General features: G+C 61.5%; 11 protein-coding genes. 4 read left to right on the top strand and 7 right to left on the bottom strand.

Annotated elements, in window-relative coordinates; all coding sequences use genetic code 11:
- The first annotated feature begins 24 nt into the window (after positions 1-24).
- Positions 25-1,794, top strand: a complete 1,770-nt coding sequence (locus BM403_RS29595) for a bifunctional diguanylate cyclase/phosphodiesterase (RefSeq protein ID WP_012723277.1) — start codon at positions 25-27, stop codon at positions 1,792-1,794.
- Here BM403_RS29595 and BM403_RS29590 read toward each other — a convergent pair.
- The 4 genes from BM403_RS29590 to BM403_RS29575 form a co-directional block, all read right to left on the bottom strand.
- On the bottom strand, positions 1,791-2,162 hold the full coding sequence (locus tag BM403_RS29590; protein WP_005786715.1) for a hypothetical protein: 372 nt from the start codon (positions 2,160-2,162) through the stop codon (positions 1,791-1,793). The two genes, BM403_RS29595 and BM403_RS29590, sit on opposite strands and share 4 nt — an antisense overlap.
- Entirely contained in the window at positions 2,159-2,500 is a 342-nt protein-coding gene (locus BM403_RS29585) for a helix-turn-helix domain-containing protein (protein WP_093546693.1), read from the bottom strand. The genes BM403_RS29590 and BM403_RS29585 overlap by 4 nt, the downstream gene beginning before the upstream one ends.
- Before the next feature lie 94 nt (positions 2,501-2,594).
- A complete protein-coding gene (locus tag BM403_RS29580) occupies positions 2,595-3,053 on the bottom strand; it encodes a YkvA family protein (protein ID WP_025859432.1) in 459 nt (152 codons plus the stop codon).
- A 387-nt stretch (positions 3,054-3,440) separates the two neighbouring features.
- The gene (locus BM403_RS29575) at positions 3,441-4,172 is read right to left on the bottom strand and encodes a BamJ family beta-barrel-assembly machinery protein (RefSeq protein WP_012723274.1); all 732 of its coding nucleotides are present in this window, start codon (positions 4,170-4,172) and stop codon (positions 3,441-3,443) included.
- A gap of 258 nt (positions 4,173-4,430) precedes the next feature.
- Here BM403_RS29575 and BM403_RS29570 point away from each other — a divergent pair, with 258 nt between their 5' ends.
- From BM403_RS29570 to BM403_RS32325, 3 genes are all read left to right on the top strand, one after another.
- Positions 4,431-6,239 carry a di-heme-cytochrome C peroxidase gene (locus tag BM403_RS29570; RefSeq protein ID WP_046036531.1) on the top strand — a complete coding sequence of 603 codons (1,809 nt, stop codon included), beginning with the start codon at positions 4,431-4,433 and terminating at the stop codon, positions 6,237-6,239.
- Positions 6,236-7,402 carry a catalase family protein gene (locus tag BM403_RS29565; protein WP_012723272.1) on the top strand — a complete coding sequence of 389 codons (1,167 nt, stop codon included), beginning with the start codon at positions 6,236-6,238 and terminating at the stop codon, positions 7,400-7,402. The genes BM403_RS29570 and BM403_RS29565 overlap by 4 nt, the downstream gene beginning before the upstream one ends.
- A gap of 109 nt (positions 7,403-7,511) precedes the next feature.
- Complete coding sequence (locus BM403_RS32325) at positions 7,512-7,634, top strand: hypothetical protein (RefSeq protein WP_012723271.1); 123 nt, start codon at positions 7,512-7,514, stop codon at positions 7,632-7,634.
- Here the strand turns inward: BM403_RS32325 and BM403_RS29560 are convergent.
- From BM403_RS29560 to BM403_RS29550, 3 genes are all read right to left on the bottom strand, one after another.
- Positions 7,625-8,575, bottom strand: coding sequence for a LysR substrate-binding domain-containing protein (locus BM403_RS29560; RefSeq protein ID WP_093546656.1), 951 nt, complete (start codon positions 8,573-8,575; stop codon positions 7,625-7,627). The genes BM403_RS32325 and BM403_RS29560 overlap by 10 nt on opposite strands.
- 83 nt (positions 8,576-8,658) lie before the next feature.
- The gene (locus BM403_RS29555) at positions 8,659-10,668 is read right to left on the bottom strand and encodes a CocE/NonD family hydrolase (protein ID WP_012723269.1); all 2,010 of its coding nucleotides are present in this window, start codon (positions 10,666-10,668) and stop codon (positions 8,659-8,661) included.
- Between the two features lie 87 nt (positions 10,669-10,755).
- A complete protein-coding gene (locus tag BM403_RS29550) occupies positions 10,756-12,339 on the bottom strand; it encodes a BCCT family transporter (RefSeq protein WP_043205103.1) in 1,584 nt (527 codons plus the stop codon).
- Positions 12,340-12,633 lie beyond the last annotated feature (294 nt).

The raw sequence follows: 12,633 nt of genomic DNA, 5'->3' as shown, positions 1-12,633 counted from the left end.
CCTTTTTTTTCGATCGAGATCGCCATGACCATGACCGAACAGCTGAATGCACTGGGCTCTATCTTGGCTCAAGGCAGTTTGCACAGCCTGTTCCAACCGATCATCTGCCTCTCCGAACGACGAATCCTTGGCTACGAAGCCCTGAGCCGCGGCCCCTCCAACAGCCCCCTGCACTCCCCCGTCGCCCTCTTCTCGGTGGCCAGCCATGCGGGACGTCTCAGCGAACTGGAAATAGCTTGCCGCGAAAGCGCCTGCCGACGCTTCAGCGAACAGAAGCTGCCGGGCAAGCTGTTCCTGAACATCTCGCCGGAATCCTTGATGGAAACGGCGCACCAGCCGGGACGCACGCTGCAACTGCTGCGCGACTATGGCATTCCACCCAGCCAGGTCGTGATCGAACTCACCGAGCAAACACCCACTGACGACTTCGACCTGCTGCAAACCGCCCTGCATCACTACCGCGACATGGGCTTTGCCATCGCCCTCGATGACCTGGGCGCCGGCTATTCCAGCTTGCGGCTGTGGTCGGAGTTACGCCCGGATTACGTGAAGATCGACCGGCACTTCATCGACGGCATTCATCAGGATGCGCTCAAGCGCGAGTTTGTCGGCTCCATCCTGCAGATCGCCAAGGCTTCGCGTGCCCAGGTGATCGCCGAAGGCATCGAGTTGCCGGAGGAGTTGGCGGTGCTGACGGAGATGGGCGTGGACTTGGTCCAGGGCTACCTGCTCTGCCGCCCGCAGGAACACCCACCACAAGAAGCACGCAAGATGCTGCCCAAGCCCGACACAGCCAACATTACCCTCACGGAGGAAGGCAGCGACCTCAGCGCCTTGCTCAGCGAGCACCCCGCGGTGGACCAGGACACCGCCACCGCCCAAGTGCTCGAAGCGTTTCGTCGACAGGCCAACCTCAACTCCCTGGCCGTGCTGGACGGACGCGGGCAGCCGATCGGTATCGTCCATCGGCACTTATTGTCGGATGCGCTGCTCAAGCCGTTCGCCACCGACCTGTTTGCGCGCAAGCCCATCAGCCGCCTGATGAGCACCGACTTCCTGGCGGTGGAGTTGAGCCAGTCGCTGCAACAAGTCAGCCGCCTGCTCACCAGCCGCGCGCGGCAACGTATCGAAGAAGATTTCATCATCACGCTCAATGGCGACTACCTGGGCCTGGGCCGGGTGATCGACGTGCTCAAGCTGATCACCGAGCTGAAGATCCAGCAGGCGCGCTACGCTAACCCGCTGACCCTGCTGCCGGGCAACGTGCCGATCCAGCAGTGCCTCACACGCCTGCTGCAACAACAACGGGAGTCGGTGATCTGCTACGTGGATATCGACAGTTTCAAGCCGTTCAATGACATCTACGGCTACGGGCGTGGGGATGAGGTGTTGCTGTGCCTGGCGCAGTGCCTGAATGACCGCGTCGATCCCACCCGTGACTTTGTCGGGCATATCGGTGGCGATGACTTTTTGTTGGTGCTGGGTCCGCAGGATTGGCGCAAACGGCTCAATCAATTGCTGGATGACTTTCACACCCAATGCCGGCGCTTCTACCGCGCCGAACACCTCGACGCCGGCTGTTTCGTGGCGTTGAACCGCCAGGGTGTGCGCCAGGAGTTTGCGCTGCTGTCGCTGTCCATCGGCGTGGTGCATTTATATCCACAGGCCTGTGGACAACTCGATGCCAGCCAGTTGGCGGAACTGGCCTCGCAAGCCAAGCACCATGCCAAGGACGTGGCCGGTTACAGTATCCATGTGATCGACAGCATGGACGCCCTGCCCCAGGCGCTTTAGGCCTCGGCGGATTCCGGGTATTCGTATTCGAATACCCGCACCACTTCCGAGGCATGCCAGGAGGCAGCGGCCACGCCATCGGAGGGTCCGCTGAAACGGCCAAGCCGCTCCACACATTCAAAAAAACCGGTACGCGGCAAGCGGCTGGCGCCCTGGCTGATCACCAGTGAGCTGCGCAACGGCTGCTCGGCCTTGGCATCCAGCGCCGCCAGGTGTTCCAGGGCCGCGGCCAGGGTTTGCATGGCCGGCGTAGGAAATTGCAGGCGTTCCAGCAAGGCGCGGTACGTCAGCAGATGGCGCTGGCGACGCGCCTGGTCCAGTTCGTTGAGTAACCCATCCCAATGTTGACGGCTGATACGTAGGCTCAAGATTCATCCCTCCAACCTGCAACGCCCAATTCCCAGGCCAGGCTGCGGCGGATCGCGGCATCCGGCTGGCGTTCACCACTTTCAATCAATCCAAGATATGACGGGCTGATGCCCACGGTGCGGGCCAGGGTCTCGATAGCCAGGCCCTTGGCTTCGCGCAGGCCGCGCAGGTCTGCGGGCGGGCGCAGATCCTGTTCGGGGGCGGCTTGGGCAGTCGATATAGAAGGAGGTAGCGTCGGTTGTTGCTGACCGGCAGCTTTTAGCAGCGCCTGGTACTGATCCCATGGCAACACCGCGTATTCGGGTTCGCCATTCCGTGAAATTATCTGAATATCCATGACTGCCCCGTAGGATAACAACACTTACTAAGTAAGCTCTTTCCTTAGGAGTGTAATCCTAACAGCCACAAAGGTCGCAGGGGGATAACCCGTGTCATCGGTTTTTTTGCGGGTTTTCCTTGGACAGCAGCGCAGGCGTCGCAGGCAGGCGCTCAACCACGGCGAGCTTTTCCGGACGCTGGGCGTCACGCCAGGCGCGAAAGGCGCTCAGTTCGCCTTCCAGGGTCTTCATGACCCACGCTAACACAGCGATGTCGTCGAGCATGCCGAACATGGGGATAAAGTCCGGGATCGCATCGATCGGGCTCAGGAAATACATCAACCCCGCCACCACCGAGATCAGCGCTTTGGGACTGATCGCCCGGTATTCGCCGCGCCAGTACGCCAGGCACAACGCCTGAAGCAACTTGAGGTCATCCTTGAGCTTGCCCAGGCGATTCCCCTGGCTCGAGCCTTTGGCGGCGACCGCGAACAACAGCGTCGGCAGACGGCCGCGCCCCAGAAGACGCGCGGCCATGGGCAGGAAACGGGTGAAATTGAAGGGTGGTTTCATTTGTCACTCCAGTTCCAGGCGACATGAAAGGTTATCCACACAAATTGTGGATAACCTTGTGAACAGAGCCCATTTTCCGGGCTGAAAGCCACGGATTACATGGCTTTCAGTCAGATCGGGCGTTTTTTGCGCACTGAAGAAAAACCCAAGATTTCATTGACTTGGCGTTGATGTGCGGATAGCCATGCTCAGGTTTTATATCAGACTGTTGCCCGCTACAGACGTTCGTTCGGATCTGCAGAGGCTTCAATGTGGGAGGGGGCTTGCTCCCGATAGCAAGGGATCAGCCACTGCATAAGGTGACTGATCCACCGCCATCGGGGGCAAGCCCCCTCCCACAAACAACAACGCCCCGTCGAGACGGGGCGTTGTGTGTTCAGGCGCCGATTACTTCTTGGCGGCTGGTGCTGCAGGAGCTTCAGCCTTGGCTGGGTCCTTGATGGCCAGCAGTTCCAGGTCGAATACCAGCACGGAGTTGGCTGGAATCGCTGGGCTCGGGCTCTGTGCGCCGTAGGCCAGGTCGGAAGGAATGTACAACTCGACCTTCTCGCCGACGTGCATCAGTTGCAGGCCTTCGACCCAACCCGGGATCACGCCGCTGACCGGCAGGTCAATCGGGCTACCGCGATCTACGGAGCTGTCAAAGGTAGTGCCGTTGGTGAGCTTACCGGTGTAGTGCACAGTCACCACGTCAGTCGGCTTAGGCTGAGGGCCATCGGCTTTCTTGGTGATCTTGTACTGCAGACCGGAAGCAGTGGTGACGACGCCGTCTTTCTTGGCGTTGTCTTCGAGGAATTTCTTGCCGGCGGCTGCCGACTCTTCGCTCATCTTGGTCATGCGTTCTTCAGCACGCTTTTGCAAAGCGGCAAACGCTTCAACCAGCTCGTCATCTTTGAGCTTCTGTTCTTTCTTGCCGACGGCATCTTCGATGCCTTGGGCTACTGCTTTGGAATCCAGGTCATCCATGCCTTCTTGGGCAAGGCTCTTGCCCATGTTCAGGCCGATGCCATAGGAAGCTTTCTGCGCCGGGGTTTTCAGCTCTACGCTGGTCTGCGAATCACAACCCGCAAGTACCAGGCTAACCAGGGCCACCGCCGCCGCCAACCGATGCTGTTTCATGCTATTTCCTTGTTCATGCGCCAAAAGGGCAATCGAATAAAGTCGCGAGCTTATCAGGCGGCCACGACCAATGGCTACCGGCATCTGAGCAGGAAACTTCTGATAAGTTCACGTGTTTAAAAGCATTTTCATTCATGATGGGGTCCCGCGAAGGATCGTGGGACCGCCGACTACCAGGCTCATGGCCACTTGCCGCACTTGTGGCGTAGTGGCATAACAACGCGACCCGTCGACAAGACCGAGACAAGGATAGCCATCTTGCGCATTTTTTCCCGTGTTTTACTCCTGATACTCGCCGCACTCGGCCTGATTCTGGCCGTGGTGCTCTATTACACCCTCAACCCCAAGCTACCGGACTACGTGCCTGTGGAGCAGGTGCACTACCAGGACCAATGGAGTGCCGCCGACCGCCAGACCTATTACTTCACGCCCCAGGGCACTCAAGTAAAAGGCCTGCACTACGACTGGTTCACCGCCCTGGAACTGCCGTTTTCCGAACAACGCTTCGCCACGCCGGAGTATCTGGCGCGCTTCGGTTTCCTGGTCGACCCCAAGCAGGTGCCCACCGCGCAAAACCCCGGCAACCTGCCCGTGGGTTTCGCCCGGCATAAAAACGCCGACAGCAACGTCGACTACCTGGATATCACCTGCGCCGCCTGCCATACCGGCGAATTGCATTTCAAAGGCCAGGCCCTGCGCATTGACGGCGGCTCGGCCCAGCATGTGCTGCCCTCCAGCGTCCCCACCCTGCGCGGCGGCAGTTTCGGCCAGGCCCTGGTCGCCAGCCTCGCCGCCACCTATTACAACCCGTGGAAGTTCGAACGCTTCGCCCGCCAGGTGCTGGGCGACCGCTACGACGCAGAGCACAAGCAACTGCGCCAGGACTTCAAGCAGTCACTGAACAAGTTCCTCAAGGTGGCCTGGAACGACACCCACCGCGGCCTCTACCCCACCGAAGAAGGCCCCGGCCGCACGGACGCCTTTGGCCGTATCGCCAACGCCAGCTTTGGCGATGCCATTTCCCCGGACAATTATCGCGTCGCCAATGCGCCGGTGGACTACCCGCAATTGTGGGATATCTGGACCTTCGACTGGGTGCAATGGAACGGTTCGGCGCAGCAGCCCATGGCGCGCAATATCGGTGAAGCCCTGGGCGTGGGCGCGACCCTGACCTTTTTCGACGCTGCCGGCCAGCCGCTCCAGGGCGATGCACGCTACCCGTCGAGCGTACGCGTGCGCGACCTCAACCTGATTGAAGAAACCTTGCAGCGCCTCAAGCCGCCGACCTGGCCCGAGGACTTGTTCGGCGCCATCGATAAGCCGCTCGCCGCCCAAGGCCGTGCACTCTTCGCCGAAAACTGCGCCGGCTGCCACGTCCCCAGCGTCACCCAGGAAAACGGCCGCCCGGTGCAACAGCTGAAAATGCTGCCGGTGGACTACATCGGCACCGACCCCGGCACCGCCAGCAACATCGCCGACCAGCGCTATGACCTCAGCGCCCTGCAATGGGACCCGGCGGAACTGGCCACACTCAACGTCGAACTGCACCCCACGCCGACCGAGCCGCTGGACCTGAAAAAGATGTCCGTGGCCAAGGGCCTCGCCTACGTCACTGCCTTCGTCGAAGCGCATGCCTACCGCGCCGCCGGCGTGACCCCGGCTGAGCGCCCGCGCCTGGACGGGTACGGCCTGCCCATCGGCGTGCGCGAGCTGCGCGCCTACAAAGCGCGGCCACTGGCCGGCGTGTGGGCGACACCGCCGTTCTTGCATAACGGCTCGGTGCCGACGATCTACCAGTTGCTCTCGCCTCAGGACGAGCGCAGCGCCACCTTCTATAAAGGCACCTTCAACTACGACCCGCGCCATCTCGGCTTCGAGACCGCGGCATTCAAGAACGCCTTTCTGTTCGATACCAAAATCACCGGCAACCACAACAGCGGCCACGAATTCCGTGCAGGCGCTCGTGGCAATGGCGTCATCGGCCGTGGCCTGCTACCGCAGGAACGCTGGGCGCTGCTGGAATACCTCAAAGTGCTGGGCGGCCCGTTGGAGCAACAACTGCCATGATGATTCGATCCCGATACGACCAACCTTCCCTGCTCGCCCGTCTCTGGCTGCGCATCGGCAGGTTTCTCGGCAAGACCTTACTGTGGCTGGTTGGCCTCGGCCTGCTCGGCTGGCTGGGCGCCAGCGCCTGGTACGCCTGGCAGCACAGCGGCCCGGTGTCGCCGAACGAGCAGATCCCGCCCGGCGAAGCGGCAATGACCCAAGGCATCATCCAAACGGCCGTGCGCATCGTCGACCAGCATCGCGAAGGCACGCGCTACCTGCGTGATGCCCACGCCAAGGCCCATGGCTGCGTGAAGGCCGAAGTCAGCGTGCCGGCCGATCTAGACCCGACGCTGCGCCAGGGCGTGTTTGCCGAGCCGGGCAAGACTTGGCAGGCGCTGATGCGCCTGTCCAACGGCAACGCCTACCCGCAGTTCGACAGCATCCGTGATGCGCGCGGCATGGCGCTCAAGCTGCTGGACGTGCCGGGCAAGCAACTGCTGGCCGACCAGCAGACACGCACGGAACAGGACTTCGTGATGTTCAGCCACCCGAACTTCTTTGTCAGCGATGTGGCGGAATACGCGCAGAACATCGGTGCGCAGGCGGACGGCAAAAAAGTCCTGGCGTTTTTCCCCAAGGTCGACCCGCGCAGTTGGCAGGTGCGTCATTTGTTTATCGCCCTGGCCACGCTGGCGCCAGCGCCGGCCAGCCCGACGCAGACCACCTACTTTTCAGTCTCGCCCTACAAGTTCGGCAGCGCCAACGCCAAGTTTCGCGTCGCACCCGACCCGCAGAGCTGCCCGGAATATCAACTGCCCAAACAAAACCAGGACCTGCCGAATTTCCTGCGTAGCGCGTTGAGCCAGCAGTTGTCCACCGATCGCAAGCCTGCGTGTTTCGTGTTGCAGATCCAGCGGCAGAACCCGCAGAAATTCATGCCGATCGAAGACACCAGCATCGAATGGAAGGAGAGCGATGCGCCGTATGAAACCGTGGCCAAGGTGCGTATCCCGGCGCAGGACTTCGACACGCCCGAGCAGAACCTGGCGTGCGACAACCAGTCGTTCAACCCTTGGTTCGGCATTGCGGACCACCGTCCCATCGGCGGCATCAACCGCTTGCGCAAAGCCGTGTATGAAGCGGTCAGCGATTACCGCCACAGCCGTAACGCCCCGTAAAGAGTGCATAACAATGGGCCCGACGGCGTAAGGATTGCGTCGGGTCTATTGAGCCGTTTTCACCCCGCCACTACCGTGAATACCTACCCATCACCCGTAGGAAATCACCGTGGAAAACTCAACCCTCGGCATGCTCGTACTCACCCTTATTGCGGTGTTCGGCACCGCGTCTTTTTGCTTTGAACACCTGGCGACACGCCAGACCAAGAAGAAAAAAACGGCTCAGCCTTGACCCTCAGTCAACGCGCCCCCCGCCTCAGCGGCCTGAGCCAGCAACCATTGACGAAAACTGCGCACCGCCAACGGCGGGTTGCGGTGGTGGGGTTGCATAAAATGCAGGCGGCCGCGGCTATGCATGGTGTGGGGCAAGGCCATTTGCAGGCGCCCGGAATCAAGGTCACTTTCCAGCAAGCTCTTCCAGCCCAGCGCGACGCCGTGCCCCATCACCGCCGATTGCATCAACAGTTGATAGCTGTTGGTACGCAAGGCATGGCGCGGGGTGTAGTAGTCGGCGCCGATGTCAGCGAACCAGTCGGTCCAGGTCAGCCAGTCGTGATAGTGGTCTTCCACGATCAGCAAGGTGTGGGCATGCAGCAGATGGTGCGCATCGCGAATCGGGCCGTGGCGCTCGATGTAGCCAGGGCTGCACACGGTGATGACCTGTTCGCTGTCGAACACCGGTGACAGTTCCAGGCCGTGGGGCGCCGGGAGTTCGTCCAGGTGATAGAACAAGCCCAGGTCATATTCACTCACATCCAGGCGGCCGGGGTTATCGCTGCACAGGATGCGGATATCCAGGTCCGGGTGTTCGCGCTGGAAGTCTGGCAATAAACCGGCAAGCCAGATAGAGCTGATGGTAGGCGTGCTGGCCAGGGTCAACTGACGATCGGCGCCGCGACGGCGCAGCTCGGCGGACTCACGGTCCAGTTCGCGCAACAGGCGCTGGATGGTGCGGAAGTAACGCACCCCGGCAGGGGTCAGGCTCAGGCCCTGGGCCAGCCGATAAAACAGCGGCCGGGCCAGGTCCTCCTCGAGTCGCTTGACCTGGCGGCTGACCGCGCTCTGGGTCAGGTTCAGTTCATGGGCGGCCTGGGTGAAGCTCAAATGACGGGCCGCCGCTTCGAAGGTCTGCAGGCAGTTGAGCGGGGGAAGATCGACGTTTCGGCGCGACATGAGCAATTCCATTGGCAATTACGGGCCTGGGTTTGCCCAGGCCCGCAGAGATCACGTTGGCAGGCATCCTGCCAGTTGCTCGCTCAGAGCGCGACCCTGGCCACACGTTTACTCCATTGCCGGCGGTGTTCCAGTTGGCCGTTTTCCCAGGCTGTCTGTTCTGCTTCGAGGTAGAACCACTCGGCATCGGCGTGCACGCTCAAGTGGCTTTCCACTTCCACCGTCCACTGGTCACGGCCGACACGGTAGTGCCATTCAATATCGGCACGGGTCGACAGCGGGTCCCAGGGCAAGGTGTGATATTGCTCGGTGCAACGTTGGTCCACCCATAGGCCATGGTCGGTAAAGCGCATCGCGCCCAGGTCATCTTCGATCTTCACGCAGACTTCGCCACTGCCGACGTCTTCGATCAAGGTGCGTTTCGGCGCGGCGGCGCGCAGTACCTCCAGGTTCGCCGGGGTCGACGATTGTGGCACTTCGAACGGGCACTCCACCGCGTCGCCGGTGAACACCGGCAACTGCAGGCTGTGCAGGGTCGGCAGCAAGGTCAGCGTGGTCAGTTCGCGGCTCGGCCACAGCAGCGGGAAACTCGCGGTGCTCAGCGCCAGGCGCAAACGGTAGCCGGCGGGCAGGCGCATGCCGATGTGGTCGAGGTTCAGGTGCACGTCCATCGCTTCACCCGGCACGACCGGTGTTACCTGGGAAAGGTCCTCGCGAAGCGTGAGATTAAGCACACCGTAGCTGATCTGCGTGACCTGGCCGTCCGGCGCCACCGCATTCAGGCGCGCGACCAATTGCCCGCAGGCGGTGTCGCTGGCCAGACGCAGCGTGAGGCGCGCATCGCCAAGCAGCGCCAGGGGCTCGGTCAGCGGTTGGGAATCGAAGCACAGCGAGTTGGCGTCATCGCGGCGCTGGTCCGTCGGGCCATCGGGGCCAAACCAGATGGCACAGTATTCGCCCTGATGCAGGCCGGTGGTCAGCGGCGAGCAGATACTGCGCGGCGTGACCAAGGGCTGCGCGCCGGCAGTCAGGCCGTGCTCGCCGAGGCTGAAATCGGTCCATTGCACCTGCGGATCCGGCCAGCCCGACGTCTGCACCCAGATCCCCGGCCGCTCAGCGTAACTGCCCTTCGGCGGCAGAATATCCTGTAGGTAAAAGGTGCAAGATGCGTCATCCATCACCCCGTTATCGATGCCCTTTAACCAGTGATCCCACCAGCGTTTGGCTTCTTGCAGAAAGCCGATGGCCGGATTGGGCACGGCGAAATGCGGGTATTTGTGAATCCATGGGCCGATCATGGCTTTCTTCGGCCCTGGCAGGTTTTCCATCAGGCGCGAAACGGTATTGCGGTAGGCGTCCCCCCAACCGCCCACCGCGTAGACGGCGGCTTTGATCTGCGAGTAGTCCTCGCACACCGAGCCGTGGCGCCAGTAGTCATCACGGGTCTGGTGGTGCAGCCAGGTTTCGGCGAGCAGCGGCATGGCTTCCAGGCGTTGGTGCCAGAGGGTTTTCCAGTCGTCGCCAACCAACAGAGGATCAGGCACCGCCGCGCTGAAGTTGAGCATGGTGGCGGCCCAGCCGAAGTTCTCCATCAACAGGTTGCCGCCCTTGTAATGGATGTCGTCGGCGAAGCGGTCATCGGTGGAGCAGAGGGTAATGATTGCCTTCAGCGCCTCGGGCTGGCGCGCCGCGACTTGCAGGCCGTTGAAACCGCCCCAGGAGATACCCATCATGCCGACGTTGCCGTCGCACCAAGGCTGGCGGCACAGCCAATCGATCACCTCGAGGGCGTCCTCCTGCTCCTGCAGCAGGTACTCATCGGCCATCAGCCCTTGGGACTCGCCATTGCCGCGCATATCGACGCGCACGCACACATAGCCCTGCCCCGCCATCCACGGGTGGGTCAGCGCATCGCGCACGGCGGTGCCATCGCGTTTGCGGTACGGCAGGTACTCCAGAATCGCCGGGAAGGTTTGCGGGCCGGCGACTTCCGGCAGCCAGATGCGTGCGGCCAATTGCGTGCCGTCCTTCAAGGGGATCAGGCAGTGCTCGATTTCACGAATCTTGTAGGCAAACTCGGTAACGATTTCCATCGGTAACTCCAAACGCGTTTATTGCAAACAAACGGCTCCCCCGCGCCCGGAGGGGAGCGTACGGGGGAGACACACAGGTTGTCGGGCTTAGCGGGCGAATGCCGCGACGGGGCTGGCGCCACGCAGCTCGGGCTCGGTGGTCGGCCTGAGGTTTTTCACATCGAGCAGCGCCGGGTTCTTCAGCCAGAAGATCAGCGAGGTACTGGCCAGCAACACCAGGATCATCCCGGGCAAGCCACCGAGGTTGGAAAGCATCTTCACGCCATCGACACCGACAAACGCGACCATCACCCACGATACCGAGCCGATGATCAGGCCCCAGATGATCTTCAGCAGCGGGTTGCCGTCCAGGTCGGAATCGGCGGTCACGCCTTTGCTGCACAGGTTGGCGATCACATCGGTGCTGGAGTCTGCCGCGGTGACGAACGAGATAAACGCCACGAACAGCAGGAACGCGATCATCAAGCCGCTGGCCGGCAATTGCTGGAACATCTGGTACAGCACGTGCTCCACGCCCTGCTCGTTCAACACACGGTTGAGGCTGCCATCACCCAGCGCGTCGAAGTAGAGGCTGGTGCCGGAGAAGATGCAGATCCACACCGCCGTGAACAACGCCGGGTAGAGCATGTTGATGTGGATGAATTCGCGCACGGTGTAGCCGCGGCCGATCTTGCCGAGGAACAGCGCACTCACCGGGGCCCAGGCAAACCACACCGACCAATAGAACACGGTCCAGCTGTGCGGCCAGGTGTCGCCACTGGCGGCGCCGGTGAACAGGCTGCGGCTGAAGAAGGTGTCGAGGTACACGCCGAGGGACTCGACGCCCAAGCTGAACATGTAAAGGGTCGGCCCGCACAGCAGCACGAACAGCCCCAAGGCGAGCATGATCCAGGTGTTGAACGACGACAACATCACAATACCGCGCTGCAAGCCGCTGGCGGCCGAGGCGACAAAGGTGATGACGATGATCGTGATGATGATGGCCAGGCGCAATGGGGTGGTTTCACCGCCGATGTATTGGGCCATGCCACCGGCCAAGGTCAGCGCGCCGGTGCCCAGGGACGAGGCCATGCCGGCCACCAGCGCGAACATCGCCAGGGTGTCGATCAGCCCGGCATAGCGCTTGACTCGCGCTGCGCCCAGCAGCGGCTCGAGCATGGCGCCGATGGAGAAGTTACTGCGGCGGTTATAGAACACCAGCGCAAACACCAGCGACGGCACCAGGTAGATGGCGTACGGAGTGATGGTCCAGTGCAGGAACATCGTCGACATGGCAAAGCTCTTGGCCGCCGAGCTGCCCGCTTCGATCGGCAGGCTGGTGGGTGGGCCGTACAGGTGGTAGAGCGGTTCGGCGGTGGTCCAGAACAGCACGCCCACTGCCAGCGTGGTGCAGAGCGCCACCATGAACCAGCGCCATTTGCTCAGCAAAGGCTGGGCGTCTTCACCGCCGATACGCACTTTGCCCAGCGCGGAGAAGTAGACGATAGCGGTCAGCACCACCATGGCAAACGAGCCGGCGCTGAACAGCCATGAGAAGTTTTTCAGGATCAGGTTGTTGAGCTGTTTGCTGACCGCAAGGAATGCATTCAGGTCGACGTAGCTGGCGATCACCGCCGCCAGCAGGATCAGGAAAGTTGGCCAGAACACCAACGGACGCAGTGGATATTTCATGTAGAGCCATTCCCCTTGCAGACTATTTTTTGTGTTAGAGAGCGGGCACCGCAGCATCCTGCTGCAGTGAGTCGCCTGGAAGTCTTTCGCGTGGCTATAGATAAACGTTTAACCGGCCAAGGGCGCAATCAACCAATGTGCATAGGGGTATTCCCCCACGTCATGACGCACCCGCACAGTTCAGGGCGAATAGGCAGTGCACAATGGCAAGGCACTAGGAGGATAAATCGCAGACGAAAAAAAGCCCGCTCAATGAGCGGGCTTCTTGTGGTGACCTGGCGTTCAGCGTTCCAA

Origin of the sequence: Pseudomonas sp. OV546, from assembly GCF_900116845.1 — a bacterium.
Lineage (GTDB): Bacteria > Pseudomonadota > Gammaproteobacteria > Pseudomonadales > Pseudomonadaceae > Aquipseudomonas > Aquipseudomonas petroselini.
Note: the sequence above shows the minus strand (reverse complement) of the source record. Positions and strands in the feature narration are given on the sequence as shown.

Coding starts and splice junctions, on each gene's coding strand:
- BM403_RS29550 (WP_043205103.1), bottom strand. CDS start 12,339: ATGAAATATCCACTGCGTCCGTTGGTGTTCTGGCCAACTTTCCTGATC.
- BM403_RS29575 (WP_012723274.1), bottom strand. CDS start 4,172: ATGAAACAGCATCGGTTGGCGGCGGCGGTGGCCCTGGTTAGCCTGGTA.
- BM403_RS29565 (WP_012723272.1), top strand. CDS start 6,236: ATGATGATTCGATCCCGATACGACCAACCTTCCCTGCTCGCCCGTCTC.
- BM403_RS29595 (WP_012723277.1), top strand. CDS start 25: ATGACCATGACCGAACAGCTGAATGCACTGGGCTCTATCTTGGCTCAA.
- BM403_RS29560 (WP_093546656.1), bottom strand. CDS start 8,575: ATGTCGCGCCGAAACGTCGATCTTCCCCCGCTCAACTGCCTGCAGACC.
- BM403_RS29585 (WP_093546693.1), bottom strand. CDS start 2,500: ATGGATATTCAGATAATTTCACGGAATGGCGAACCCGAATACGCGGTG.
- BM403_RS29580 (WP_025859432.1), bottom strand. CDS start 3,053: ATGAAACCACCCTTCAATTTCACCCGTTTCCTGCCCATGGCCGCGCGT.
- BM403_RS29555 (WP_012723269.1), bottom strand. CDS start 10,668: ATGGAAATCGTTACCGAGTTTGCCTACAAGATTCGTGAAATCGAGCAC.